Annotated in this window: 24 protein-coding genes; 12 read left to right on the forward strand and 12 right to left on the reverse strand. The window is 43.0% G+C overall.

Translation table 11 applies throughout. The features are described 5' to 3' along the window. The first annotated feature begins 18 nt into the window (after window positions 1-18). The 6 genes from pstC (at window position 19) to ACP7AK_RS00425 (ending at window position 5666) form a co-directional block, all read left to right on the forward strand. The gene (gene pstC, locus ACP7AK_RS00400) at window positions 19-1398 is read left to right on the forward strand and encodes a phosphate ABC transporter permease subunit PstC (RefSeq protein WP_005107378.1); all 1380 of its coding nucleotides are present in this window, start codon (window positions 19-21) and stop codon (window positions 1396-1398) included. Further along, window positions 1398-2789, forward strand: a complete 1392-nt coding sequence (pstA, locus tag ACP7AK_RS00405; protein ID WP_425877974.1) for a phosphate ABC transporter permease PstA — start codon at window positions 1398-1400, stop codon at window positions 2787-2789. The genes pstC and pstA overlap by 1 nt, the downstream gene beginning before the upstream one ends. Window positions 2790-2802: 13 nt before the next feature. Then, window positions 2803-3714 carry a phosphate ABC transporter ATP-binding protein PstB gene (gene pstB, locus ACP7AK_RS00410; protein ID WP_005246810.1) on the forward strand — a complete coding sequence of 304 codons (912 nt, stop codon included), beginning with the start codon at window positions 2803-2805 and terminating at the stop codon, window positions 3712-3714. 151 nt (window positions 3715-3865) lie between these two features. Next, a complete protein-coding gene (sohB, locus tag ACP7AK_RS00415; protein WP_004279717.1) occupies window positions 3866-4828 on the forward strand; it encodes a protease SohB in 963 nt (320 codons plus the stop codon). 109 nt (window positions 4829-4937) lie between these two features. Beyond that, the gene (locus tag ACP7AK_RS00420; protein ID WP_004279718.1) at window positions 4938-5369 is read left to right on the forward strand and encodes a hypothetical protein; all 432 of its coding nucleotides are present in this window, start codon (window positions 4938-4940) and stop codon (window positions 5367-5369) included. Window positions 5370-5426: 57 nt separating this feature from the next. Beyond that, complete coding sequence (locus tag ACP7AK_RS00425) at window positions 5427-5666, forward strand: hypothetical protein (RefSeq protein ID WP_425877977.1); 240 nt, start codon at window positions 5427-5429, stop codon at window positions 5664-5666. 72 nt (window positions 5667-5738) lie between these two features. On the opposite strand, the gene ACP7AK_RS00430 is transcribed toward ACP7AK_RS00425, so the two are convergent. The 5 genes from ACP7AK_RS00430 to ACP7AK_RS00450 all read right to left on the reverse strand — a co-directional run bounded on the left by ACP7AK_RS00430 (window position 5739) and on the right by ACP7AK_RS00450 (window position 10281). Further along, window positions 5739-6380, reverse strand: a complete 642-nt coding sequence (locus ACP7AK_RS00430) for a DUF2238 domain-containing protein (RefSeq protein ID WP_425877978.1) — start codon at window positions 6378-6380, stop codon at window positions 5739-5741. 89 nt (window positions 6381-6469) lie between these two features. Further along, entirely contained in the window at window positions 6470-7858 is a 1389-nt protein-coding gene (gene purB, locus ACP7AK_RS00435) for an adenylosuccinate lyase (protein WP_425877980.1), read from the reverse strand. Between the two features lie 54 nt (window positions 7859-7912). Further along, a complete protein-coding gene (hflD, locus tag ACP7AK_RS00440) occupies window positions 7913-8644 on the reverse strand; it encodes a high frequency lysogenization protein HflD (RefSeq protein WP_005107369.1) in 732 nt (243 codons plus the stop codon). A 7-nt stretch (window positions 8645-8651) separates the two neighbouring features. Continuing rightward, the gene (gene mnmA, locus ACP7AK_RS00445; RefSeq protein ID WP_071851917.1) at window positions 8652-9791 is read right to left on the reverse strand and encodes a tRNA 2-thiouridine(34) synthase MnmA; all 1140 of its coding nucleotides are present in this window, start codon (window positions 9789-9791) and stop codon (window positions 8652-8654) included. Window positions 9792-9795: 4 nt separating this feature from the next. Next, window positions 9796-10281, reverse strand: a complete 486-nt coding sequence (locus tag ACP7AK_RS00450; protein ID WP_425877983.1) for an NUDIX hydrolase — start codon at window positions 10279-10281, stop codon at window positions 9796-9798. A gap of 599 nt (window positions 10282-10880) precedes the next feature. Between ACP7AK_RS00450 and ACP7AK_RS00455 the strand changes: the two genes are divergently transcribed. Then, window positions 10881-12950, forward strand: a complete 2070-nt coding sequence (locus ACP7AK_RS00455) for an acyltransferase family protein (protein ID WP_314103935.1) — start codon at window positions 10881-10883, stop codon at window positions 12948-12950. Window positions 12951-13443: 493 nt separating this feature from the next. Here ACP7AK_RS00455 and ACP7AK_RS00460 read toward each other — a convergent pair whose 3' ends face one another. From ACP7AK_RS00460 to ACP7AK_RS00480, 5 genes are all read right to left on the reverse strand, one after another. Then, entirely contained in the window at window positions 13444-13608 is a 165-nt protein-coding gene (locus tag ACP7AK_RS00460) for a hypothetical protein (protein WP_247144156.1), read from the reverse strand. Window positions 13609-13687: 79 nt separating this feature from the next. Beyond that, window positions 13688-14221 carry a gamma carbonic anhydrase family protein gene (locus ACP7AK_RS00465; protein ID WP_425877985.1) on the reverse strand — a complete coding sequence of 178 codons (534 nt, stop codon included), beginning with the start codon at window positions 14219-14221 and terminating at the stop codon, window positions 13688-13690. A gap of 111 nt (window positions 14222-14332) precedes the next feature. Continuing rightward, on the reverse strand, window positions 14333-15481 hold the full coding sequence (dacC, locus tag ACP7AK_RS00470; protein WP_004646537.1) for a D-alanyl-D-alanine carboxypeptidase PBP5/6: 1149 nt from the start codon (window positions 15479-15481) through the stop codon (window positions 14333-14335). A gap of 128 nt (window positions 15482-15609) precedes the next feature. After that, a complete protein-coding gene (locus ACP7AK_RS00475) occupies window positions 15610-15990 on the reverse strand; it encodes an MCR_0457 family protein (protein ID WP_005104587.1) in 381 nt (126 codons plus the stop codon). A 161-nt stretch (window positions 15991-16151) separates the two neighbouring features. Further along, window positions 16152-16523 (reverse strand): MCR_0457 family protein, encoded by a 372-nt coding sequence (locus ACP7AK_RS00480; protein ID WP_425877988.1) that lies wholly within the window; start codon window positions 16521-16523, stop codon window positions 16152-16154. Between the two features lie 111 nt (window positions 16524-16634). Between ACP7AK_RS00480 and surE the strand changes: the two genes are divergently transcribed. From surE to ACP7AK_RS00495, 3 genes are all read left to right on the forward strand, one after another. Beyond that, window positions 16635-17423: a 5'/3'-nucleotidase SurE gene (gene surE, locus ACP7AK_RS00485; RefSeq protein WP_005246800.1), complete on the forward strand. Its 789-nt coding sequence runs from the start codon at window positions 16635-16637 to the stop codon at window positions 17421-17423. 94 nt (window positions 17424-17517) lie between these two features. After that, window positions 17518-18348 (forward strand): peptidoglycan DD-metalloendopeptidase family protein, encoded by an 831-nt coding sequence (locus ACP7AK_RS00490; RefSeq protein WP_425877990.1) that lies wholly within the window; start codon window positions 17518-17520, stop codon window positions 18346-18348. A 91-nt stretch (window positions 18349-18439) separates the two neighbouring features. Further along, complete coding sequence (locus tag ACP7AK_RS00495; protein ID WP_044112899.1) at window positions 18440-19369, forward strand: LysR family transcriptional regulator; 930 nt, start codon at window positions 18440-18442, stop codon at window positions 19367-19369. 59 nt (window positions 19370-19428) lie between these two features. Here ACP7AK_RS00495 and ACP7AK_RS00500 read toward each other — a convergent pair whose 3' ends face one another. Then, window positions 19429-20640, reverse strand: coding sequence for an aspartate aminotransferase family protein (locus ACP7AK_RS00500; RefSeq protein ID WP_425877992.1), 1212 nt, complete (start codon window positions 20638-20640; stop codon window positions 19429-19431). Between the two features lie 160 nt (window positions 20641-20800). On the opposite strand from ACP7AK_RS00500, the gene grxD reads away from it, so the two are divergent. Further along, on the forward strand, window positions 20801-21142 hold the full coding sequence (gene grxD / locus ACP7AK_RS00505) for a Grx4 family monothiol glutaredoxin (protein WP_004279738.1): 342 nt from the start codon (window positions 20801-20803) through the stop codon (window positions 21140-21142). Window positions 21143-21232: 90 nt separating this feature from the next. Here the strand turns inward: grxD and ACP7AK_RS00510 are convergent, their stop codons facing one another. After that, window positions 21233-23860, reverse strand: a complete 2628-nt coding sequence (locus tag ACP7AK_RS00510; protein ID WP_180086684.1) for a Lon protease family protein — start codon at window positions 23858-23860, stop codon at window positions 21233-21235. A gap of 198 nt (window positions 23861-24058) precedes the next feature. Between ACP7AK_RS00510 and ACP7AK_RS00515 the strand changes: the two genes are divergently transcribed. Beyond that, window positions 24059-26227 carry an AmpG family muropeptide MFS transporter gene (locus ACP7AK_RS00515; RefSeq protein ID WP_425877995.1) on the forward strand — a complete coding sequence of 723 codons (2169 nt, stop codon included), beginning with the start codon at window positions 24059-24061 and terminating at the stop codon, window positions 26225-26227. The last annotated feature ends 1 nt before the right edge of the window (window position 26228 follow it).

The following is a 26228-nucleotide window of genomic DNA, read 5'->3' on the forward strand; positions in this document are numbered from 1 at the left end:
AAAAACAGTGGAGAATACATGAATCTGCTACTTATAGGTGTGTTATTGGCCATCATGGCCATAGCCTATCAAATCGGATTAAGTAAAAGCCGTAGCTTAGCAGGTAAGGGAAGCAATTCTGCAAACTTACACTCGCGTCCCGGATATTATGGTGCCCTGGTTGCACTATGGTGTGGTATCCCTGCGTTTTTAATTTTGATTGTTTGGAATATGGTAGAACCCACTTTTCTGGAGCAGGTGGTACTCAACCATTTGCCAGAAAATGTTTCGGCCAGTCTGGATCCGGCAAGTTTGAGCGTTGTGATTGATCGCGTTCAGGCACTTGCCTCAGGTTTTGGAGTGAGTGATACACCTGCAGCCTATGAAGTCGCAGCCGCAGAGCAATTGGCTAAATTCTCGACCATTGGTACCTTTGCCAAATTGGCAGTCGTGATTTCGGCGGCGCTGGCTGGTCTGGTCTGGGCCAAGAAACATATTAGTCAGGAATTCCGTGCACGTAACCAAGTCGAAAAAATGATTAATATCGGCCTGGCATTGTGTTCAGGTGTGGCGATTCTGACCACTCTCGGGATTGTGATGTCGATGTTTGGCGAGGCGATGCGTTTCTTCAGCTTCGTTAGCCCACTCGATTTCTTCTTTGGTACCCAATGGAACCCAGGGTTTAGCACCTCTGGCAGTGCTGAAGGCAGTTATGGTTTATTGCCACTGCTCTGGGGCACGCTCATGGTCAGCGGGATCGCGCTTCTGGTCGCGGTTCCAGTAGGCCTGATGATTGCGATCTATCTGGCCGAATACGCTTCACCGCGATTCCGCTCTTGGGCAAAACCTACAATTGAAGTGTTGGCGGGTATTCCTACGATTGTCTATGGTGTCTTTGCTTTGATGATCATCGGCCCATTCCTTAAAAGCATGGGTGCTCTGGTCGGACTCGAAATTAATGCCACCAGCGCGCTGACCGCCGGTCTGGTCATGGGCATCATGATTATTCCGTTCGTATCTTCTCTGTCAGATGACATCATCACTCAGGTGCCGCGTGCCTTACGTGATGGCTCTTTGGGTTTGGGTGCCACCAAATCTGAAACGATCCGTCAGGTAGTTTTACCCGCAGCCTTGCCGGGTATTATTGGTGCGTTCCTGTTGGCGGCGTCACGTGCGATTGGTGAGACCATGATCGTGGTTCTTGCAGCCGGGAACAGCCCACAGTTGCATGCCAATCCACTTGAAGCCGTGTCTACGGTCACGATTACCATCGTGAATCAGCTAACTGGCGATACTGACTTTGCTAGTCCACAAGCACTGGTGGCCTTTGCACTAGGACTGACGCTATTCGTCATTACCTTAGGTTTGAACATTGTTGCACTGATCATCGTGCGTAAATATCGTGAGCAATACGACTAATGAGTACTTCAAATACAACGCCTGTGGATCAGCGTATTGATCCATCCATCGCCGCCGAGCTGCGTGAAAAGCGTAAGAAGACCATTCAAAGCTCTTTGGCACGACGTCATCGTAAAGAAAAAACCTTTCGTTTATTTGGTTTCTCTGCGGTACTGGCAGGTCTGTTCTTTGTGGTATTGCTGTTCGGGAGTATTTTATCCAAAGGTTTGCCTGCATTCTGGCAAAGCAGCATGAGTTTGCCGATTCATTTCGATCCAGCCATTGTGGATATTGGTCCAAAACCGAAGCCAGCTGCAGGAGAATCTCCAGCACAGTTTGAAGATCGCTTTATTGCCTGGCAGACCGAAGTGGGAATGGTGGATTGGGATGCGTTGATTATCAACGGCATGATCGCCAAAGATAGCAAGCTGGAAAGCCAGCGTGATGAACTGGGTTCTTTATATACTAGTTCTGAGGCGTACCGTTTGCGCGACATGGTCATGAATGATCCGAGTCTGGTCGGTCAAAGCAAGGAAGTGAAAATTCTGGCTGATGCCAATGTCGATGTCTGGCTAGCGGGAAATATTGACCGTGATCTTCCTGATGAACAGCAGCAGCTCAGTCCTGAAGTACGTCAGGTGGCGGACGAGATGAAAGCCGCTGGTGTGATTGAAAATAGTTTCAATACCAATATTTTCACCAGTCCTGATTCACGCAGCTCACCAGCAACTTCTGGCTTGGCAGGTGCCTTCATGGGCTCACTGTTCATGATGATGATCGTGATCTTTATCTCGATTCCAATCGGGGTGGCCTCTGCGATCTATCTGGAAGAGTTTGCACCAAAAAACTGGATTACTGATGTGGTCGAAGTCAATATCAATAACCTGGCAGCCGTACCATCGATTGTCTTCGGTCTGTTGGGTGCAGCGATCTTCATTGGCTGGATGCATTTGCCACTGTCAGCACCATTGGTGGGTGGTCTGGTGCTGAGTCTGATGACCTTACCGACTGTGATCATCACCACACGCGCATCACTTAAAGCGGTTCCACCTTCGATTCGTCAGGCAGCTTTGGGCCTCGGTGCTTCCCGCATCCAGACAGTATTCCATCACGTCTTGCCTTTGGCTTTACCGGGTATTTTGACAGGCGCAATCATTGGGGTCGCACAGGCTTTGGGTGAAACCGCACCATTGTTATTAATCGGAATGAGTGCTTTTGTTGCCAGCGTTCCAGCCACACCATTTGATCAGTCAACGGCTTTACCGGTGCAGATTTTCTTATGGCAAGGCAATGAATTGCGTAACTTCTTTGAAGGGCGTACTGCAGCAGCAATTATTGTACTTCTGGCCATGATGATCAGCTTAAACAGTCTGGCCATCTGGTTACGTAAGAAATTTGAAGTCCGTTGGTAATAGGGGCAGAATCATGAACACAACTGTTATTCAAAATTCCTTAAAAAAGGATCAAATCGTGAATCCACAACAGACACAATTCACCTCGGATGAGGCAACTCAAAAGCCAGCAACTCCGTTTGTTTCCCAGTTCGATACGCAAAGCAGCAAAAAAGATGCGAAGTCGACGAATGTGAAACTTAGTACTTCTGATGTGCATGTGTACTATGGTGAAGCGGAAGCGATTAAAGGCATTGACCTGAACATTTATGAAAATGAAGTGATTGCTTTTATTGGGCCATCAGGCTGTGGTAAATCGACTTTTCTGCGTACCTTAAACCGCATGAACGATACCATTGATAGCTGCCGTGTAACCGGTAAAGTGATGCTGGACAATCAGGATATTTATGATCCAAACCTGGATGTGGTCTTGCTACGTGCACAGGTTGGTATGGTTTTCCAGAAGCCAAACCCATTTCCGAAATCAATCTTCGATAATGTCTCCTATGGCCCAAAACTGCATGGTTTGGCGCGTGACAAGTACGATCTTGAAGAAATTGTCGAAGGCAGCTTGCGTAAAGCCGGTCTGTGGGAAGAAGTGAAAGATCGTTTGAATCAACCGGGAACAGGTTTGTCAGGTGGTCAGCAGCAACGTCTGTGTATCGCGCGTACGATCGCAGTCAGTCCAGAAGTAATTTTGATGGATGAACCGTGTTCGGCACTCGATCCCATTGCAACCGCCAAAGTGGAAGAGCTGATTTCTGAGCTATCTACGCAATATACCATCGCGATCGTAACTCACTCCATGCAACAGGCAGCACGTGTATCGGATCGTACTGCGTATTTCCATTTGGGTGATCTGATAGAAGTCAACTCGACTGAAAAAGTCTTTACCCAGCCGGATCATCAGTTGACTGAAGCCTATATTACAGGGCGTTTCGGTTAATCCGATCTCTAGAATAAGAGCCGTAAGGCTCTTTTTTTATAGGTGAAATAGATGGTGATAATCGTAATAATTCTCGAAATAAAGTTGAAAAAAACCGAAATTGACCTAATCTAAAGGAATAAATCCGAATTAAATAGAGAATAGATTTTTTATGTTATTTCATACTCCGAAACTGTCCGCTGAAATCCGTATTAGTCATCTCAATGCGCGTATCAATGAACAACGAAAAAAAATAGCGCAAACTACTGGCTCTAAACTGGAACTTTTACAGTTATCGCAACAACTGTCAAAAGAAGCGCGTGCACGTAAGAAAACCAATCAAAAAATCTATGTGCTCGATTTTAAAGGTGATATGGCTGCTTCTGCGGTAGAAGGCTTACGTGAAGAAATCACTCTGATTCTGGCCACAGCCAAAGCAGGTCGTGACCGCGTTGTAGTGCGTCTGGAAAGTCCGGGGGGCATGGTCCATGGTTATGGACTTGCAGCAGCTCAACTGGTACGTTTACGCGAGGCAGGTTTTCATCTGACCATCTGTGTCGATAAAGTAGCCGCTAGTGGCGGTTATATGATGGCGTGTATTGCCAATGAGATTATTTCTGCACCATTCGCGATTGTTGGTTCAATTGGTGTGGTTGCTCAAGTCCCCAACTTTAACCGCCTACTGAAAGACAATAAAATCGACTTTGAACTCTATACCGCTGGACAGTACAAACGTACCGTGACTATGTTTGGTGAAAATACCGAAGAGGGTAAGGCTAAGTTTGAAGAAGAACTACAGCAAACCCATGCTTTATTCAAACATTTCGTTGAGAAGTATCGCCCGCAGCTGAATATTGAAAAAGTGGCCACTGGTGAGCATTGGTATGGTCGGGATGCGCTGGATCTAAATCTGGTGGATAAACTGCAAACCTCAGATGAATACCTGCTCAACTTGTTGACCCAACATGATATCTATTCCATCCAGACCCGCAAGAAACCAACTTTGGGTGAAAAACTCGGCCTGCAAGCAGCGCAAATTGCTGATTCACTGATACCCACTGTCATGAATAACGTTATGGAAAGCTTAAGTAAAGCAAACGCAAATCTGGTGCAAATACGTGATCCAAAACTTTAATCCAATTGATCTTGAATGAATTTTAAAGCTCACTTCGGTGGGCTTTTTTATTTTTTGAAATCATATTGTTGTGATATAAGTGGAGTACTCTGATTGAGTCTAGGCTCATATGCTCACGTTTATTTTGTTGCTTGGGTTTTTTAGTATCGTATTTATTCCGATGTTATGTATGCTTTATTCTGAAGCAAAATTAACTCAGGATAATTCTAAGAAGGTTTTGTTTTGGCTGAGTTTTCTACCCGGCGTTTGTATCTTTCTGCTGTATAGCTTTCTAAAGCCCAATGATCCACCTGTTATTCCATCGAAAGAATGTGGCGTTGTGCAGTTTTATCAGATGCATAAAGTTCGAGGTGGTAACGAATTTGAACGTGTGAGTATTCGCTTTGATGGCGCTCAATATAGTCGGCATTTATTCTTCGATAAGCATCTGGATAAAATCCCTCAAGGCCAAAAGGCCTGCTTTGAATATCTAGATAAGTTCAAATATCCACATTTGTCAGAATCTAAGTTTGTTCAATGGATTGAACCGAATGAAATGTAAACCATCACTGAAACTAATCAGATAAAATAAAGCATATTTTATTGTTAGAGCAGAAACATGGCTATAGCTGAAGCATTTCTTGCGACGCAAAATTGTTATTTTAATTATGAATTTGAAGAACTTTATTTAGAGGATGATTTTCCTGAGGAGTTATCTGTGTCACTGCGTGGCATAATGCTCCGTCATGAGATTCAATATCCTGATGCAACCTATTTCATTTATTACAGTGAGATGTTGACGGGGAATGAACTGCAAAAAATGAAGGATGATTGGATGCGATATTGCCCACATTCATAATTGAAGATATGAATGTAATTAAATGCGTGATCCAAAACTTTAATTCAGCTATTAGATTGTGATTTTAAAAGCTCACTTCGATGAGCTTTTTTGATTTTTCGGTATCAATTGCAGCCCGCCTATTATCGCCGCGCCAATCGTAGCAAGCAAGATGTCTTTGTGCGCATCCCACATATCACCTTGTTGTCCATTATAGTTTTCAGCTTCTTCAGGAGATAAACCAATCGCAATCAGCCATTCCAGCCACTCATAGATCATACTGCTGGCCACCACAAACTGAATCACCAGCAGGAAAATGACCACGGGTTTTTGCTGTGGTAACCAGACCTGAAACAGGCGATGGAAAATTGGATAAAGTAATAATCCGTAGGCCAGATGGACAAATCGGTCGAACATATTGCGTGACCAGTGCATCACTTCATTCAGATTAAAGCCAAAAATCTGCTCGATCCATTGGTTATAAGGCACATAAGAATACAGATAGTGCGCAGCAATCACATGAACAATCAAAAAAAGAATATATAAATTAAAACTTAAAAAATTCAGGCCGATTTTATACAGGCAGATGAGCAGCATGATGATCATGAAAACTGTGCCTGCCTGATGCAAGAGATAAGCTTCCAGTTCTAAAGGACGAATACTGGCAAGCAAAATCGCCAGAATTAAAATGCCCAAGCTCAGATAATGTTTGGCGGAAAGTCGATGATCAATCATGTCGTTATTATGAAATATCTTTTTTAAAATAAAACACATTATAAATAAAAAGGCGAAGCCTGAGCTTCGCCTTTTCGTCTTATTGCAAATTAGATTTTTTTAATCAGCTCAGCCACTTGTTTGGCCTGGTCAGCAGCATTACCTGTATATGATGCAGGGGTCATTTCCGCTAAACGCGCACGGTCAGCAGCAGGAACAGCTTCTAACTCGTTACCGTTTACGAAATCTACCATCATGTCGCGAGTCATGGCTTGACCACGAGTCAGGGCTTTTAATTTTTCGTACGGTTTTTCAACGTTGTAACGACGCATTACAGTTTGAATAGGCTCAGCCAATACTTCTTGCGCATTGTCTAAATCTTCATTGATACGCGCAGCATTCAACTCAAGTTTACCAATACCTTTAGAGCAAGCTTCAAAAGCAATTAAGCTTTGCGCAAAACCAACACCCATGTTACGAAGCACAGTAGAGTCAGTCAGGTCACGCTGCCAACGAGAAATTGGCAGTTTTTCACCAAGGTGTGCAAGTACAGCATTTGCAATACCCAAGTTACCTTCAGAGTTTTCAAAGTCGATCGGGTTAACTTTGTGCGGCATGGTTGAAGAACCAACTTCGCCTTCTTTCAGTTTTTGCTTGAAGAAACCAAGAGAGATATAGCCCCAAACATCACGGTTAAAATCGATCAGAATAGTGTTGAAACGACGCAGCGCATCAAACAATTCAGCCATATAATCGTGTGGCTCGATTTGAGTGGTGTACGGGTTGAAGTCTAGACCCAGAGACTCTACAAATGCTCGTGAATGCGCAGGCCAGTTGATGTCTGGGTAAGCAGAGTAGTGCGCATTGTAGTTACCGACTGCACCATTGATTTTGCCCAGTAGCTCAACATTTTTAAACTGTTTGATTTGACGTGCAAGACGGTAAGCCACGTTTGCCATTTCTTTACCCAAAGTCGTCGGGCTTGCAGTTTGACCATGAGTACGAGACAACATTGGCTGGTCTGCATGCTTTTCAGAAAGCGCAACGATTGAATCAATGATTTGCTGCATAGATGCAACTAGTACATCACGACCGCTTTTCAGCATCAAGGCATGTGACAGATTGTTAATATCTTCAGACGTACATGCAAAGTGAATGAATTCACCGGCATTTTTAAGTTCTTCGATACCAGCGATTTTTTCTTTCAGGAAATACTCAACCGCTTTAACGTCGTGGTTAGTGGTGCGTTCGATCTCTTTGATGCGATTGGCATCATCTTCAGAAAAATCGCTCACAATCGCATCAAGCGCTGCATTAGTTTCGCCTGAAAACGCCGGTACTTCAGTAATTTCCGGGTGGTTTGCAAGCGCTTGTAACCAACGCACTTCAACAGTCACACGAGCATGGATTAAACCAAACTCAGAAAGAAAGGGACGTAGAGCATCACATTTGCTCGCGTAACGTCCATCTAATGGAGAAAGTGCAGTTAAAGCGTTCATATCGATTCCTTAGATTTTGGAATTAAACGTAAAACAAAACACGTGCAGCATCAGTTAAACCACCTGAAACTGTAAACGCGCTAGATTCTGAATATCTTGTAGCAACTTGCGTTTGCCAAATACCATACCCCAAGAGCTGCCACCGAGCTGACGCCACAGATGCGCCATTTGCAAACCGGTAAATAAGGACGCACGAATGCGGTTGGTGTGTCCGGCATCTTTAAAGGCTTCGGCATTGCCACGTACCATAATACGCGGATTAATCTGTCCGGCCGTATCGACATAGGTTTGAGCAAGGTTGGCAATGATGCTGGGGTGCAGGTAATTATTATCGAAGAAGGAGAGCTGTCTGAGAATTTTCTGTTGAGACTGTTCAATAATTTCAACAAATTTGGGGTTGCTATAGACCTTCTTTTCTAACTGAAGAAGTGCCATCGCATAGCTCATGGGAAGTTTAGTGCTGGAAAGTTTTGGAATTCTGGATTTGGGTGAAGTATTGAAGGGTTGAATAATGCTGCTTTCTAATGTTTTTAAACCTAAGGAAATATCGGCCAGCTGATTAAAAAAGTCGAGTGTCTGGGCATTCTGATTGCTGCCGGGACGGATATTAAGACTGGCTCTAATCAACTGTTCAAAATAAAAGTTACCACTTTCACCAATACTTTGCTGCCCCGTCAATGCAGTCATATGGGTTAGCTGGGTGGCCTGAAACACACCCGCTAATGCCAAAGCACGATTTTGACGAGTATTCAACGTTGTGGCTGGTTGAAATGGTAACTCCGTCATGCCGAATTCATCCTTTTATAAAATCAGGTTTAGGTGCATTGGTATGATGAATCACACCACCTCCTAAACAAACTTCACCTGAATAGAACACCACGCTTTGACCTGGGGTCACTGCACGTTGAGGTTCATCAAACTCAACACGAACACCATTCGGTGATTCTGAATCTTGATACACAGTACATGCTTGATCAGTCTGACGGTAACGGGTTTTGGCTGTACAGCGGAAACCTGTTTCAGGAATATCTTGCTCACCTGCCACCCAGTCAATCGCCTCACTCCAAAGTATGGTGCTTTGCATCAGTGGGTGTTCATGGCCTTGGCCGACCACCAGACGATTGCCTTCGATATCTTTATGCAATACGAACCAGGCGCCTTCAGCGACGCCTTTCATACCGCCAATACCAATACCACCGCGTTGACCGAGCGTATAGTACATTAAGCCGTGATGATCACCAACCTCTTTACCGTCTTCCAGTACGATTTTTCCGGGTTGAGCAGGTAAATATTGCTTCAAGAAGTCATTAAATCGACGTTCACCAATGAAACAGATGCCAGTCGAGTCTTTTTTCTTGGCCGTGACCAGATCTAATTCTTCTGCAATTTTACGGACTTGTGGCTTTTCAATTTCACCAACAGGGAACAGGGTCTTGTTAATTTCACGACCATGAACCGCATGCAGGAAATAGGTCTGGTCTTTGTTATTGTCTACACCACGCAGTAGCGGTGCATATTCTTCACCACGTGAATTGGTCATGGTTTCACCACGACGGCAATAATGACCTGTTGCAATAAAGTCTGCACCTAGGTTAATCGCGTGATCTAAGAAGGCACGGAATTTAATTTCTTTATTACATAAAATGTCTGGGTTTGGCGTACGGCCAGCCGCATATTCCGCCAGGAAATGCTCGAATACGCGATCCCAATATTCCATGGCAAAGTTCGCAGTATGCAGCTTAATTCCGATTTTGTCGCAAACGGCCTGAGCATCGGCAAGGTCATCCATCGCCGTGCAATATTCTGTGCCGTCATCTTCTTCCCAGTTTTTCATGAAAAGACCTTCAACCTGATAACCTTGTTGAAGTAAAAGGGCAGCAGAAACAGATGAATCTACACCACCTGACATACCGACGATGACACGTTGTTGCATAGGATTAGGCATCCAAATTTGAAATTAAGGGAGAATTTTGGTGCTCGTAAATGAGCGATAAAGGGTATTTTTGACCTGAAAGTGCATCTTGTACGGCTTTAATCACTAATGGACTACGTGCACGAGCAGATTCAATCAGTTCATCGAGCGTCATCCAGACCGCGCCGACAATATCTGTATCTAAAGTGGCATTGGGGTCATAGTCAATGGATTTGGCTAAAAAGCAGAAACGAAAATATGTCCGATCCGGGAACATCGGTGGGGTATAAGTATAAATACCTAGCAGTGATTCAATACTCACTGTATGTCCGGTTTCTTCCATGGTTTCGCGAATGGCAGCTTCAATAATAGTTTCGCCACATTCGATATGACCCGCAGGCTGATTAAATACCGTGTGTGTCACACCTTCTGTATGTTCTTCTACAAACAGTAATTTTCCGTCTTTTTCAACGACAGTTGCGACAGTGACATGAGCAGTCCAAGCAGTCATAAAGCAGCACCATGGAAAAGGATGCACTATTGTATAAAATTTTAGGGTGTGTGGCTATGTTGAGAGCAGGTTTCTTTAAGCGACTTAATGCATTAATGAATAATCAACCAATGATAATCATGGTATTTGGGGTTAATGAATTACAGAGAAAATAAATGCTGAAGTGATCATTTTAGAACTGGGAAAACGCACATAAAAATAGTATAGCGGGGCTGTTAATATTTTTTCAGGACTTGGAGAAATGCTGATGGGGATCAGAAGCTTGATTTCCAAAACAATTATTTAAAGTAATGAGGACTATAACTGAAAGTTGATATATCAGATAGTTATACCCTTTATAGCACGACGAAAAAGCCTAAATTAGCTAGATAAGTGATGATGTTGGTCTTAAAAGTATTCTGAATGATGCCTACAAATATTTTTATAGAGTTATGTGTCTAGCCTATTGACTTCAAACAAGACAAGTTTGAAGATAAGAAGGTTGAGTAAATATCAATCAATTTTTAAAAAAGAAGAAAAATAACCGAATATAATTAAAAAGTTAAGAGATATTATAAACCTTCTAGTATTGTCTAATTTTTTAACTGCATTCTGATTTAATGCAAAGTTTTCTTCATCATGCATCAAAAAATAAACTTATAAACCCAACATTAAAAAAATATTTTGAGCAGGTTGACATGATGACACCGCCAAATTCAAATATTGGTTTTCGATTAGATATCAATGGACTGCGTGCCTATGCGGTATTAATGGTCTTGTTTTTTCACTTCAAAGTTCCAGGGTTTAATGCAGGCTTTTTGGGTGTAGATATATTTTTTGTCATTTCAGGATTCCTGATGACAGCAATCATTTGCAGCAGTCTTGAAAAAAACAGCTTCAAATTATTTGATTTTTATATGGCACGGATAAGACGGATTTTTCCTGCCCTGATGATACTTATTATTATTTTGCTGGTTTTAGGGTGGTTTTGGTTACCCTTACCTGACTATATGTTTTTGGGTACGCAATCGAGTAGTGCTCTGTCTTTTAACTCTAATCTTTATTACTGGCGTACTTCTAATTACTTTGATGGCACTGCTCATGAAAAGTGGTTATTACATACATGGACATTGGGTATTGAGTTTCAATTTTATCTATTATTACCTATTTACTTGTTACTACTGACAAAAATTAAATCGGAACGCCGTACCTTATTATACGGATTATGTTTTGCATTTCTGGGATCTCTCCTTTTAAGCATCGCGATATCTCATTCGAAACCCGTAGCTTCCTTTTATTTATTGCCTGTTCGAGGCTGGGAGTTCGTTGCTGGTGGGTTGGTTTATTTAGCTGCGAAAGAATTTCCACAATTACAAAGATTTGCCAAGGTGTACTTTGTAGCGGGATGTTTTTTATTGTTATTGGCCATGTTGATCATTCATAAGGGGTTAGTTTGGCCTTCTGCTTGGGCGGCGTTACCAGTACTGGGTACAGTACTGGTTATATTGTCACAACAGGAAGACTCCATGTTAACCACGCACCCTGTTGCACAATGGTTGGGAGATCGTTCATATTCGATTTACTTGTGGCATTGGCCGGTTGTGGTTGGCTTGTATTTTGGTAGTGTGCAAGATGATTTAAACTGGATACTATTTGGTTTGGTGCTTAGTCTGATACTGGGGCATCTTTCCTATTTACTGGTTGAAATACCCTCACGCCAATTTTTAACGAAATTTCGTCTTTCCAGACAAGCTCTAGTCATCTTTAGTTTTGGTTTGCTTGCGAGTTTATCTGCAATCGCGATCAGTGCCAAACTACTTCCATTTGAAGAAATTCGATTACCTAAAATTGTAGAGATTGCTGCTGCAGAAACATGGGATATAGATCCTAGGCGTGAAGAGTGTAATGCCTCTCATGACAAAATAGGGTCGCCGAGTTGTGTGTACGGAAAAGAAAAAATTTTAGCAATTTTAATGGGGGATAGTCATGCATCAGCAATAGCAAGTTCTTTGGGTACAGCAGCCTCTCACTTTAACTCAGGTGTGATTTCCTGGTTTATGGATAGCTGTCCTACACTGGATGGCATTCGATATATAGATCATAAAGAGTACAGTGCGGATTCATGTGATCTTCTAAATCAATGGGCAAATGAAGAATTAAAAAAATATCCTAATATTCCGCTAGTTTTGGTCAGTCGTACTTCAGAGTATGTAAAAGGTGTGAATGAGCCTGACCAATCGGAACGGTCTAAACTAGCACCAGTCTACTTCAGTAAAAAATATCTTTATAATGAGGATAGGCAGTTTATAAAGGAATTTTCCCAAGTTTTAGTTGATACAGCATGTCGTTTGGCAAAAGACCGACCGGTTTATTTAATGCGACCAATACCAGAGTTCGGAATAGATATTCCCAAGACCATTTCGCATAAGCTGGTTATACATGGTGCTGTGGAAGATATGAAGCTTTCACTTTCTGAATATCATAAACGGCATAAAATTGTTTGGGATGCTCAGGATGAAGCAGCTCAGCGCTGTGGAGTGAAAATCTTGAATCCTCTGCCTTATTTATGTGATACAGAATATTGTTATGGTTCAAAAAATGCTCGTCCTTTGTATTATGATGATGACCATTTGAGTGAATATGGCAATAAATTTTTAGTCCCTATGTTTGAACAAGTATTTAGATATTAAGTTGAGATGTTACTTGGAGAGAGGATTTATTCCATTTTTGAAATTTCCCGGAATTTATCCTGTAAAAAGCATGAAAAGACTCTAATACTGGCCTTATATTAAAAGAAGCTAGTAAATTAATAATTTTTTAAATGTTTATATTAACTCAATTATCACAGACATAAATGTAGGAACAAATAGCCTCAACATATTACGTATTGATCCATTTGATTTTTTTAAATTCGTCATATTAAATAATATAGGCAGTAAACACTTTAGAAATATTTTTTATCATGTTCATGTCTGATAAGTAGAATTAAAATATGCCTCTCTTTAAAAATTATTCAAAAAGAAACGTTCTTGATTGTAAATAATTTGCTTCGACATCTAATTCCAAAATAGTATCGCTTGAAATAATAGTCTTACACATCACTTCACCTGCTTTTTTATACTTTAAATATTCTTCTGAATTGAGGTGGTTAAAGTCGGCATTTTCTCAATGTGTTTTGTTTGGTCATTGAGCATAACCAATATAATCACCAGTCTTTTCTTCTTTATGCAGGCGAGAGCCGAGAGAACCTAAAACCAGATAAATGCCCTCCATATGAGTTTTCCATGCCTGAATGAAAGCTTCCTTTGTCGCTGGTTTAATTTTGAAACGGTAAACCGCAATAAACATTTTAATCCTTCGAGTTATGCTTGTTTTAAAGCAAGAATTAAACCAAAGGATTAAAATAAAGAGATCTGTTTATTTTGATTTACCCAAGATAATTTCGAGAGACTTTCACATAATTCTGCGCAGAATAAGACAAGAATGCCATTTCTTTTTCAGTGAGCGGACGTGCTTTTTTTGCCGGGCTACCAACATAGAGCCAGCCACTTTCCAAAACTTTACCCGGTGGAACTAGCGTACCTGCACCAATCATCACATCATTCAGAATGATGACATCATCCAGAATAATGCTGTTAATCCCAATTAGTACACGATTACCAATCGTACAACCATGCAATGTCACATGATGGCCAATCGTGACATCTTCACCAATGATCAAAGGCGAACCATTCGGTTTATCGGCTTTTTTATGACTGACATGCAACATGGCATGATCCTGAACATTCGAATTTTTACCAATCCGGATTGAATTAACATCACCACGAATCACGGCAAAAGGCCAGACAGAAACATTTTCAGCCAAGACCACATCGCCGACCACGATTCCCATCGGATCGATATAACACGATTTATCAATTTCTGGAGTCGTGTCTAAATAAGAACGAATGTTTTGGCTCATGGTGATCTGCTCATTAAAAGTTTAAGGATCATGTACATAGTATAAAATAAAAAGCACCCATCTGAATGAGTGCTTTGGTCTTAGTCCGGGACTAAAACAGTTTATTTAAACTTAGAACAAGTTTGAGAAGAACTGTTTAATGTGGTCGAGCATACGTGCGAAGAAACCAGCTTCTTCAACCGCGTTTAAAGCCACCAATGGTTTTTCTGAAATTACTTTACCATCCAGAGTCGCTACGTATTTACCTACGACCTGACCAGGCTGTAAAGGTGCAGTCAGTTTAGGTTGAACCACCAGCTGGGTTTTAATCGCATTAGCCTGACCTTTTGGCATGGTCACGTTAAAGTTTTCCGCAAGACCGATCTGAACCTCATCTTCCTTACCAAACCAAACTTTGGCTTTGGCAAGTACCTGTTTGGCAGGTTGAACATTTTTGGTTTCGAAGTTTGCATAACCCCAAGCCAACAATTCACGTGTTTGTGTCGCACGTTCCTGCATGGTTGGTGCACCAAAAATCACTGAAATCAAACGTGTAGGTCCACGTTTTGAAGAGGTGGTCAAACAATAACCAGCTTCATCAGTATGGCCAGTTTTTAAACCATCTACACTCGGGTCAGTATATAGCAGGGCATTACGGTTACCTTGTTTGATGCCATTAAAGGTAAATTCTTTTTCCGCATAAATCGGATAATACTTAGAACTGTCTTTAATGATGTGTTGTGCCAGCGTTGCCATATCTTTGGCAGTTGAATAATGACCTTCAGCCGGCATACCGGTTGAATTGATAAAGCTGGTATTGGTCATGCCAATACGTTTAGCTTCTTGGTTCATCATATGTGCAAAGGTACCCTCGTTCCCTGCAATATGTTCAGCCATGGCTTTCGATGCATCATTCCCTGATTGAATAATAATCCCGCGAAGCATTTCAAGTGCAGTTGCCGTACCATTTAAAGGTACATACATACATGATTCCGCGCTACTGCCGCGACACCATGCTGACTCGTTCATGCGCACTTGTTCATCTTCAGTGAGTTCACCGCTCAATAGTTTTTGTTCGATGATGTAACTGGTCATCATCTTGGTCATTGAAGCAGGGGCTAATTTTTCATTTTCATTTTTTGAAGCGAGAAGTTGCCCTGTCTCGTAGTCCATTAGCACGTAGGATTTATTATTCAATTCTGGTGGTGCAGATAGGACAGTTGCTGCAAAGCTAAAACTAGGAACTAATAATAATGCAGCAAGGGCAGTTTTTTGGGTCATTTCTAGTGGGTTCCTATATCTTGATGTAAGCACGAAGAGCCTAGCATTTTAGGACAAAGCTAGGCTGACTTCTATGGGAAACCCGGTCTTATTTCAAAAGTATTGTAAGTTATCGGCAGAAAAGCAGCTTAATTGTTATAGGTGGTTAATTCATTACAAATCACCTGATTTTTTTTCTTGCCGGCTTTCTTGGCATCCGATTGTGCTTCGGCCAGAATATTGCGGAAATCGTTCTGTTTAGCCATCTGGTTTAAGCTTTCAACCGGATTACGCTGGCCCGGCATATACTCAGTCACCAGCTTGGTATAACCCTGATTAAACTGTGACTTGTCTTTGACCATGCTTGGACAGATTTCTGAAAGAACATAAATGGCTGCCAGTTCCTGTTTGGTCACTTGCTGAGTTGGGGTAACATTAATGTTTTCATCGGCTGCAAATGCAGAAGTTCCCAAAAGAGTGGCGGCAGAAATTGCGCAGAATGTTAAAGCTTGGAATATTGGATTTTTCATTGAAAACTCAAAAAATGGATTTAGAACAATAATTTGCCTAGCTTAAACTTATTTTTGAAATTGAAAAGTGGGAAAATGTAGCGAAGCTGTAGAATTATGAATAAATCTGTAAGAGAAAATAAGACGATGTTTACACCGTCTTATTTGAAAATTTAGCTGGCTTAGCCTTGGTAGTTCAGCATTTCTTCACAGACAGTTTCCTGCTCGTCTGAGCTGGTTTGCTTTGCACCCTGACGTGCTTCTTCAAGTAAAGATTTATATTCACTGTCTGCCTGTAGCTTTTGATAGCTCATGCCTTTATCTGAGTAGTCTGCAAGATAAGACTGGATCAATTGTTCAACGGTGCTGTTAAATTTTGGATTTTGACCAATGATTGCCGGGCAAACTTCAGCCATAACCTGTGCTGATGCAATATCTTCTTTTACAATGGTATTGTTTTCTTCAACAGTCAGATCGTTTGCCATGACTGAAGGGGAAATAAATGCTGCCAAGCTTAAAGTGAGAGCGCTAAATAAAGAGAATTTTTTAATCATCTTGAGCCACATATTATAAAGATGGATGTCGAGCAATAAATATATATAATTCCTGCACTAATACAATGAAATGTCCTAGTCAGTCATTTTTTAGCGTAACGAGATTTTTTAGTGAATATTTTAGTTTCAAATGATGATGGGGTGTTTGCACCCGGTATTCAGGCTTTGGCGCAAGCGCTAAAGCCTTTGGGGCGAGTGGTGATTGTGGCACCGGAAAGTGAACGCAGTGGCTTTTCTAGTGCCTTAACTTTGGACCGCCCTTTACGCCCAATCCAGATTTCTCCTGATGTCTGGGCGGTTAATGGGACGCCGGCAGATTGCGTTTACTTGGCTATGAACGGGCTATTTGATTTTGAATTTGACCTGGTGGTTAGCGGGATAAATAGCGGCGCAAATCTGGGAGATGATATCTTGTATTCCGGTACAGTCGGGGCGGCCTTTGAAGGTCGTTTAACTAAACATCCTGCGATTGCCGTATCACTGAGTGGGCCGAATGTACGTGGCTATCAGCAGCCTCAGGATTATCAGTTGGCCGCCGAATGGGTGCATGATTTTATTGCTCGTGGTTTGCCTATTCTGCCTGAGCGACATATTTTTAATATCAATATTCCAGATGTAACTGAATTGCAGGGTGAAAAAGTGACATATCAAAGTCGCCGCCGTCAGTCTAAACCGGTGACGAGTCATATAGATCCGCGTGGTCGTCAGGTATTCTGGATTGGACTCTCAGGAGAAGCAGTCGCAGACCCTAAGCCAGGATTTAACGAAATTGATTCGGACTTCTCTGCGGTCGCCAATGGCTATGTCAGTATTACCCCGATTCAGATGGATGCTACCAATTATGAGAGTCTGCGGAATTTACAAACACAATTGGCAGAAAATGCGTCCTTAGTGTTATAACTTTGTGAAAAACTCGCGATTGCAAGTATATTGCCGTAAAACTTTGCTAATCTTAACGGAATTTTGCAACCGTATAGCATTAGAGAGGAAGATAATGTTCTTGGTGTTACCGAAATGTGTCGTAGCTTCGCCTGCAACCCTGATTAAAACCCTCGTTTTATCGACCGTTGTTATTTCTACAGGAGTAATTACCGGTTGTGCCACCAAACCCCAGGTGAATAATGCAACGCGTTATGCAACAGCTCCTGATTTCTATACGGTGCGTTCAGGAGATACATTGAGTGGGATTGCAGCACGTTATGGACTGAACTATATCAGTGTTGCAGAGATGAATGACATCAGTGCACCTTACCGGATTTATGTCGGACAATCGATCCGCCTGAAAAGCAATACTGCGCGCCGTAGCACCAGTACTCAGGCTATGACTCAGGCAGCGCCAATCCAGCGTCAAACAATTGCAGTGCCTACACCGGCACCGGTTACGCCAGCAACGACAGTACAAACCACACCACGTGTCAGTACATCTGCACCGGTAACGCCAGTATCTACGGCAGCAGGTTTACGTTGGGTAAAACCATCGAATGGCGCGATTCTTCAGCAATACAATTTAGCTTCTAATATCAAGGGCACCCGCTATAGTGGCAATGTCGGCGATCCGGTATTTGCCGCAGCAGACGGGCAGGTGGTGTATGCCGCTGATGGTCTGAAAGAATATGGCAATCTGGTGTTGGTAAAGCATATCAATGGCTATATCACGGCTTATGCACATAACAGTAAATTGAACGTAAAAAGTGGCCAAAATGTAACGGCTGGTCAAAAAATTGCAGAAATGGGGTCGACTGGTACAACCCGCACCATGCTTGAGTTTCAGGTGCGTTTAGACGGCAAACCTATTAATCCTACTGCAGTTTTACCAAACAATTAAATAAATAATGCAAAGTGTAAATTTCGCCGTATAATACAATAAGTTGCTTTTATCAAATGATGGAGCACCTCATAAGTTTAGAGGGAAATTTATGTTAGATCAACTTCGAGCAATGGGTGTCTTTGCTTGCGTTGTGGAAAAAAACTCGTTCAGCGGTGCTGCCCGTGAATTAGGGATTACGACCAGCGCCGTCAGTCAACAAATTCGCTCATTAGAACACGATATGGAAGTCGTACTTCTAAACCGTTCTACGAGAAAATTAAGTCTGACCGAAGCGGGACAAGCTTTTTTCCATAGCTGTCAAGAAATGTTATCTGCTGCTGAACGCGGTAAAGTCCGGATCAATGAGTTACGTGATGATCTTGTGGGTGAGCTGCGTATCGTTTCTTTGCCAGAATTATGCGCGAATCATGTGATTCCTGCACTTTCTCATTGGATGGCTGCACATCGTGGCTTGGCAGTACATTTAGAAACAAACAATCATGAGGTTGATTTGTTGGATGGGCGGGTTGATATCGCCCTAAGATTTGAACAGAAAAATGATGAGCATAATCTTCAGGTTGTGCCATTGATGCAGATTGAGCAAATTCTGGTGGCGACACCGAGTTATATTAATCAAAGCACCATTATTTCGAGACCTGATGATCTTAAAAATCATGAGGTCTTACCTTTAACGCATCTTAAAAACCATCAGTATTATCATTTTCAACATGTGAATACTGCAGAAAAAGCCGAGTTTGAACTGAAATCCCGTTTCAGTACCAATAACGGTTTGGTTGCAAAATCGATGTGCTTGCAGGGCAATGGGATTGCCAAGGTTTTATATCTTGATGCTAAAAAGGATTTGCTTAACGGTACTTTAGTTGAAGTTCTGCCTGAATGGAGACTGCCACCGATTACACTGTATGCGGTTATTCCGAAACGTGAACAACAACCGACAAAAATTCTTCGTTGTCTTGATACCTTGAAACAATATTTTAGCCAGATCTCTGGCGGACGTATGTTACAAAACGCATCATAGAATGCAGAATAATAAAAAAGCCGCTTTAGAGCGACTTTTTTAATTTTTAGGCTAGGGCTTTATGCCAAATAAGCTTTGATCATTTTCACCAGACGTTCGATCAACTGGTCTGCCTGCTCCTGGGTAATATTCAGGGTAGGCAACAGACGAACGACATTGCCTGCAGTGACATTGATAATCATCTTGTATTCATCGCGTGCAATCGCAACCAGATCACCGCATTCTTTTGGTAATTCAATCCCGATCATCAGACCAAAACCACGTACGATGACATTTTGATCTGCCAGTTTGTTGCGTAGCTGGTCAACGATATAAGCACCTTTTTCAGCAGCATTCGCGACGATATTTTCTTTTCGCATAATATCGAGAATGGTATAGACCACACGCGAACCCAGTGCTGTACCGCTATAGGTAGAACCGTGATTTCCAGCAGTTAATACACCGACGCCACGACCTTGGGTCATGACTGCACCAATCGGGAAGCCATTTCCTAAGCCTTTGGCTGTGGTCAGTACATCCGGAATAATATTGGTGTGCTGATAAGCAAAGTATTTACCGGTACGGCCATTACCAGTTTGCACTTCGTCCAGCATCATCAGCCAGTTATGCTGGTTGCAGATTTGGCGAATTTCTTCTAAATAGCTGAAACCTTGAGGTGCGGTATTGACACCGCCTTCACCCTGAATAGGCTCAACCAAAATCGCTACGATATCCGGGTGATTGATTGCCGCTTCTTCAATCGCTTCGATATCACCAAAAGGTACACGGACAAAACCTTCAACCAGTGGGCCAAAGCCTTCCTGCACTTTTTTATTGCCTGTAGCAGATAAGGTGGCCATGGTACGACCATGGAAAGACTGGTCGGCAACAATGATTTTAGGCGATGCAATGCCTTGCATATGACCAAATTTACGTGCAATTTTGATTGCACCTTCATTTGATTCTGCGCCACTGTTGGAGAAAAATACTTCTTCCATACCTGCAACTTCAGCCAGTTTCTGTGCGGCAGCGGTTTGCCAAGGCACTTCAAACAGGTTGCTGGTATGAATCAGGGTCGCTGCCTGTTCAGCAATCGCTTCGGCAATGACTGGATGCGCATGGCCCAAACCGCATACCGCAATTCCGGTTAATGCATCTAAATACTCTGTACCATCTTCGGTATAAAGATATGCACCTCGTCCTCGGACAAAGCTGATCGGTTGACGGCCAAAAACAGGCATCAAATGAGACGGTTGATCAGTTTGTACCGGTGCGAGGGTAATATTATTCATGACTAACTCTTAACTGTTAGGTGGAAAGAAAAACTTATATAAGCAAAAACCCACTCAGATTTAAAGGGTAATTGTAAATAAAATTGGAATTATTGCTTTAGACATACTGTTTTGCCTGGATTTGGGTATAATGCGAGACAGATGAGTTGAGGATTTATCAATGACTGAACAAGCACGCGATACCGAAGCGTTAATTCGTGACCAAATTGCAAAACACGCAGTACTTCTTTACATGAAAGGCACACCGCAATTTCCACAATGTGGTTTTTCTGCACGTGCAGTAGAAGCACTCAGTCAAATTGGTCGTCCGTTTGCTTATGTAAACATTCTGGAAAACCAGGACATTCGCGCGATGTTACCACAAATCGCCAACTGGCCGACATTTCCACAGCTTTGGATCAATGGTGAGTTGATCGGTGGTAGTGATATCATGCTCGACATGTTCCAAAAAGGTGAATTAAAGCCTTTAGTTGAACAGTATAGCCCGGCAGCTGATGCTTAATTTTGTATTAAATTAAGTTCAGATGTGAAAAAGCGCTTCATTGAGAAGCGCTTTTTTTTATCTCTACTTTTGCTTAGGTCAAGGTTAGAGTTAATCCTCTGTCGCTGCATCCGGCTTTTCAACTGTCGAAGCATCAGCTTCAACTTCAGTTTGTGGCTCGACGATTTGCTTCTTGTCTTTTTTCTTCTTCTTTTTTTTCTTTTTCTTCGGCACTTCGACCAGCTCGGCACCATCTTCAATCGCTTGCCAATAATCCAGCTGTGCCATCACTGCGGCATAGATTGAATTTTTGCTATAACGACCTTTTTTATCCAAGGTGCCGACAGGACGCGCCATCAGAATTTCCAGCGCCTGATCAATGGTATCAATCGCGTGAATATGGAACTGACCTTCTTCCACAGCAATGGTGACATCTTTACGCAGCATCAGATGCTGCATATTTTGACGCGGAATAATCACACCTTGTTTTCCGGTCAGACCTTGTAACTTGCAAGCATCAAAGAAACCTTCAATTTTGGCATTCACACCACCTACCGGTTGTACTTGTCCCAGCTGGTTCATGGAACCGGTAATGGCCCAGGATTGATCAATCGGTAACTGACTGATGGCCGACAGTAAGGCAGACAGTTCCGCGACTGTGGCACTGTCACCATCGACCTGACCATAACTTTGTTCAAAGGCCAGTGCAGCAGAGAAATGCAAGGTCTGTTCACGACCAAAATGTGCTTTCAGGAAAGACGACATCAGCAACACGCCTTTAGCATGTAAAGAGCCACCGAGTTCCACACTGCGTTCGATATCCAGAATATCACCACCACCTTGATACACCGAAGCAGTCAGTCGTGAAGGCAGACCAAATTCAACATCAGCATAATGAATGACGGACAGGGCATTGATTTGGCCCAGACGATGGCCGCGGGTTTCGATCAGTTGAGTACCACGAGTCAGATCTTGCCAATACAGTTCACGTAAATAGCCGAGACGATATTTGCGATGATCCAGGGCAGTATTGATATGTTTTTCTGACACCATCTTGTCGCCAGCCTGGAAGGCATGATGATGTGCTTCACGGATCAGATCACCCAGCGTCAGGGCATGTAATGACAATGAACTTTGATCTTCGGCCTGACGGCTGGAATCTGTGAGCAATGCCGCCAAAGCAGAACGGTCAAAAGGTAATAATTTATCCGATTGCACATAGTCGGCAATCAGCTGCATATAGGCCTGCTCGTTGTCGTCATTACGTTGTAATGTATCGGTAAAATCAGCACGGATTTTAAAGATGCTGCCCAGCTCTGGTTCAAGCTCTAAAATTTCATAATAGATCTCAGGCTCAGCCAGCAAGATGACCTTGATATTCAATGGAATCGAAGCAGGTTCGATTGAAATACTGCCGGTTAGGGTGATCATATGCTCAAGCGAGGACAGTTTTAAATGTCCCGATTTAAGTGCGCGCTTCAAGCCTTGCCATGCATATGGCTGTTCCAGCAATTGTTCTGCTTCCAGCATCAGGAAGCCACCGTTAGCCTTATGCAATGTACCTGGACGAATCAGGGTAAAGTCCGTGGTAATCGTGCCATTTTGGGTCAGTTGTTCCACATGACCCAAAAGGTTGTAATGCGTTGGAAAATCTTCAAAGATCACCGGTGCACCACTGTTCGGCTTGTGCGTAATAATCACATTCGCCTGATAACGTGCCGGAACGCGACTGAACAGTGCCGGAGTGAAGTCATCTTCTTCCTGTTCCAGCACAATTTCGACATTGTTGATAATGTCTTCGGCATAGTATTTCAGGTAATATTCCAGACCTTCCACATGTTTGAATTTTGCCAGAATCTGTTCGACTCGCGGCAAGACTACCTGCTTGGCGATATCGCGGTTCAGGATCTGTACGCGATCGCGTGCATCATCTTCCAGATCACCCAGGTGCAAACCCAGACGTTCCAGTTTCTTATCCATATAGCGCATGTTGGACGCCAGTTCGGCACGATCTTTGTTGCTTAAGGCATTCAGATCTTCCTGAGACATTTCCTGCAATTTGTCATCAATCAGATGTACAGGTACAAAACAGTGCTCATCATGTCGAGAGATCAGCTTCAGATCCAGTTCTGCACCTTCTTTGGTCAGTTCGATCAGCGCCTGCTGTTGCTCATCTCCCGTTTCCTGGCGAATCATTTCGATGCGGTTGTGATAGGTCTCTGCAGTAAAACGGCGCTCAAGCTGTTTCAGAATCGTTTGCCAGCTTTGATTCAACATGGCTTGGAATTTTGGACCATGACCCGGGGGCAGTTCTAGTGCAATTGGCTGACGCTGGTTCTGAAAGTTATTCACGTACACCCAGTCATTCGGGGTTTCCATAGTTTTGGCGTGCTGTTGCAGCAAACGCTTCACCATGGTGCGTTTTCCGAGACCTGCGGTACCGACAGCAAAAATGTTATAGCCGGAATAAGGCAGGGCAATCCCGGCCTCAACTGAGGCGCGTGCGCGATCTTGGCCCAAAAAGTTATTCAGGGGCTTGATCCGTTTGGTTGACGCAGGAATTTTTTCTAAGTTTGGAATGTGCGTCAGCTGGGTGGATGTTAACCGGGTATGGTCCAGAGTATTTTTAATTTCGCTTTGTTCAAATGCAGAGATAAGTAAATCTGAGCGGATTTTTTGTGGAGTTGTGCTGGTGTTGCTGGCAATAGAAGAATTAATTTGATCGAGTCTCTGGGTCACTGTTGAAAATCCAAAACGAAATATTACGTTGATGAGAGTTAAGGTATACAGATTTACTTGAAAAATTCAAGCCAACATGTCGCTTTTGCCAGAAAATAAAAAACCGGAAATGTGATAAATATATAAATCTTGTTGAAAGATACGCTATTACAGGATTGAATAGCAGCAATTGGTTTTTCTGCGGAAAATAATAAAGCAATGACAACACAAACGACGGGTTGGAAATCCGCATTTACAGCATTTTTAGATCGACGTGCATTGATCATGCTGTTCTTGGGATTTTCGGCTGGTGTGCCGATTCTTCTGATTTTTTCCAGTCTGTCTTTATGGTTAGGTGAGGCCGGAATCAGCAAAAGTGCAGTAACTTTCTTTAGCTGGGCCGCATTGGGCTATTCGTTTAAATTCGTCTGGGCACCGCTCATTGATGAACTTCCTGTCCCTTTTCTGACCAAGGCTCTGGGACGTCGTCGTGCATGGTTGCTGATTGCGCAGATTCTGATTGTCTGTGCCATTTCCATTATGGCCTTTTCTGATCCGGCTTTGGGTGCCACACATTTACAGCAAATGGCGCTCGGTGCTGTCCTGCTTGGTTTCTCCGCAGCAACGCAGGATATTGTGATTGATGCCTACCGGATTGAGCTGGCGGAAACCCAGATGCAGACCGTATTGGCTTCCACCTATAATGCAGGTTACCGGATCGGGATGATTGTGGCCGGTGCTGGTGCCTTGTTTCTTGCGGCCTATTTGGGAACTGCGAAAGGCAACTATATCTATGATGCCTGGAAATGGACCTATCTGGCGATGGCTGCTGTCATGCTGGTCGGTATTATCACCACACTGTCCATTCGGGAGCCGCAGGTTAACCGGGTACGCAAACACTATGTGCGCAGTGATTATTTCCGTTTAGTTGCGGTGTTTTTTGTGGCGGTAATCAGTTTTGTCTTGAGCTATATCTATTCAGGCAATCTGGTGGCCAGTATCACCGAACAATTCGCCATTCAAGATACCTTTGCCTTGTTCTGTTTTGAAGCTTTGCGCTTTATTGGCTCGGGTGCCGTCGCATTTGTCATCGGGGCAAGCTTGGTAAAAATGGGTGCGGTTAACAAGCAGATGGCCTACGAAACTTGGGTCAATCCGGTTGCCGACTTCTTTAAACGGTATGGTTTAAAGCTGGCTTTGGTGCTGTTATTGCTGATTGGTTTTTATCGGGTCTCCGATATTATTGCCGGCGTCATTTCCAATGTGTTCTATCAGGACCTGAATTTCAGTAAAGAACAGATTGCCGAGGCGGTTAAAGTCTATGGGGTGATTTTCTCTTTAGTGGGGGGATTCCTTGGTGGGCTCTTGGCCCAAAAGATGAACATCATGAAACTGATGTTTGTCGGTGCCGTGCTGGCCTGTTCCACTAACCTGATTTTTATCGGACTGGTCAAGTCGGGTGAAAAACTGGCAGCTGTTGAAGTTAAAGCCGGTAATCAGGTTTATCAGGCAGAGACCGATGAAGTAGGTTACTGGAAGCTGGATATCCCAAGTGCAGTGCTGGCGCAGAGTAAACAGCTGCAAGTGACAGCCGCTTATCTTAATACAGATAATACGAATCAAGCACCAGTGCAGGTCATTATGCCGTATTTGACTGCAGAACAGGGCAGCACCCAGTTACAGATCCTGCCGATCACCAGTGACAATACCCTCACTGTAGCTGAACAGGACAAGACCATTGTAGTGCGCGGCCAGTATGTCGGTAAAGCACTGCAAGAGAATCAAAAGATTGTGTTGCAAATCAACGATCAGAATATTGATGCAAAACTGGAAAGCGAAGGCGTATTTACTGCCGCGATTCCTGCACAACAACTGATTCAGTCACCTGCACATATTATCAGTGCCGTCCTGATGCAAGATGGTCAAGCACTACAGCAAACCATACATGTTTATCAGGTCAATGATCACTTGGCCAGTACCCAGAATCTAGATCTCGATATTCAGCCTTTAGCGGTCGTAGATGGCAGCAGTTCAGATACAGTCGAAGTCAGTGGTAAGGTAATTAAACCTTATAGCGACAAGTGGCTTTATTTTGCTATTATTGTCGACAATCTGGCTGCTGGGCTGGCTGGTGCTGCGTTTATTGCATTCTTGTCGAGCTTGACCAGTGTGTCTTTTACCGCTGTTCAATATGCGATTTTTAGCTCACTCATGACTTTGACCCCTAAGATTTTAGGCGGATATTCGGGTACTATAGTCACCAATATCGGTTATCCGAATTTCTTCCTGATGACTACTCTAATCGGGATTCCGATCCTGATTCTGGTGGTTTGGGTCGCAAAACTGCTCGGTGAACACCAACAACAATCTGTACAGAAGGATGATTAAT

Source organism: Acinetobacter sp. TWP2-2-3 (assembly GCF_049896445.1).
Classification (GTDB): Bacteria; Pseudomonadota; Gammaproteobacteria; order Pseudomonadales; family Moraxellaceae; genus Acinetobacter.

What these genes read in the sequence shown, in the direction of transcription:
- pstC (WP_005107378.1), top strand. Translation starts at nt 19, where the DNA reads ATGAATCTGCTACTTATAGGTGTGTTATTGGCCATCATGGCCATAGCC.
- pstA (WP_425877974.1), top strand. Translation starts at nt 1,398, where the DNA reads ATGAGTACTTCAAATACAACGCCTGTGGATCAGCGTATTGATCCATCC.
- pstB (WP_005246810.1), top strand. Translation starts at nt 2,803, where the DNA reads ATGAACACAACTGTTATTCAAAATTCCTTAAAAAAGGATCAAATCGTG.
- sohB (WP_004279717.1), top strand. Translation starts at nt 3,866, where the DNA reads ATGTTATTTCATACTCCGAAACTGTCCGCTGAAATCCGTATTAGTCAT.
- ACP7AK_RS00420 (WP_004279718.1), top strand. Translation starts at nt 4,938, where the DNA reads ATGCTCACGTTTATTTTGTTGCTTGGGTTTTTTAGTATCGTATTTATT.
- ACP7AK_RS00425 (WP_425877977.1), top strand. Translation starts at nt 5,427, where the DNA reads ATGGCTATAGCTGAAGCATTTCTTGCGACGCAAAATTGTTATTTTAAT.
- ACP7AK_RS00430 (WP_425877978.1), bottom strand. Translation starts at nt 6,380, where the DNA reads ATGATTGATCATCGACTTTCCGCCAAACATTATCTGAGCTTGGGCATT.
- purB (WP_425877980.1), bottom strand. Translation starts at nt 7,858, where the DNA reads ATGAACGCTTTAACTGCACTTTCTCCATTAGATGGACGTTACGCGAGC.
- hflD (WP_005107369.1), bottom strand. Translation starts at nt 8,644, where the DNA reads ATGACGGAGTTACCATTTCAACCAGCCACAACGTTGAATACTCGTCAA.
- mnmA (WP_071851917.1), bottom strand. Translation starts at nt 9,791, where the DNA reads ATGCAACAACGTGTCATCGTCGGTATGTCAGGTGGTGTAGATTCATCT.
- ACP7AK_RS00450 (WP_425877983.1), bottom strand. Translation starts at nt 10,281, where the DNA reads ATGACTGCTTGGACTGCTCATGTCACTGTCGCAACTGTCGTTGAAAAA.
- ACP7AK_RS00455 (WP_314103935.1), top strand. Translation starts at nt 10,881, where the DNA reads ATGCAAAGTTTTCTTCATCATGCATCAAAAAATAAACTTATAAACCCA.
- ACP7AK_RS00460 (WP_247144156.1), bottom strand. Translation starts at nt 13,608, where the DNA reads ATGTTTATTGCGGTTTACCGTTTCAAAATTAAACCAGCGACAAAGGAA.
- ACP7AK_RS00465 (WP_425877985.1), bottom strand. Translation starts at nt 14,221, where the DNA reads ATGAGCCAAAACATTCGTTCTTATTTAGACACGACTCCAGAAATTGAT.
- dacC (WP_004646537.1), bottom strand. Translation starts at nt 15,481, where the DNA reads ATGACCCAAAAAACTGCCCTTGCTGCATTATTATTAGTTCCTAGTTTT.
- ACP7AK_RS00475 (WP_005104587.1), bottom strand. Translation starts at nt 15,990, where the DNA reads ATGAAAAATCCAATATTCCAAGCTTTAACATTCTGCGCAATTTCTGCC.
- ACP7AK_RS00480 (WP_425877988.1), bottom strand. Translation starts at nt 16,523, where the DNA reads ATGATTAAAAAATTCTCTTTATTTAGCGCTCTCACTTTAAGCTTGGCA.
- ACP7AK_RS00490 (WP_425877990.1), top strand. Translation starts at nt 17,518, where the DNA reads ATGTTCTTGGTGTTACCGAAATGTGTCGTAGCTTCGCCTGCAACCCTG.
- ACP7AK_RS00495 (WP_044112899.1), top strand. Translation starts at nt 18,440, where the DNA reads ATGTTAGATCAACTTCGAGCAATGGGTGTCTTTGCTTGCGTTGTGGAA.
- ACP7AK_RS00500 (WP_425877992.1), bottom strand. Translation starts at nt 20,640, where the DNA reads ATGAATAATATTACCCTCGCACCGGTACAAACTGATCAACCGTCTCAT.
- grxD (WP_004279738.1), top strand. Translation starts at nt 20,801, where the DNA reads ATGACTGAACAAGCACGCGATACCGAAGCGTTAATTCGTGACCAAATT.
- ACP7AK_RS00515 (WP_425877995.1), top strand. Translation starts at nt 24,059, where the DNA reads ATGACAACACAAACGACGGGTTGGAAATCCGCATTTACAGCATTTTTA.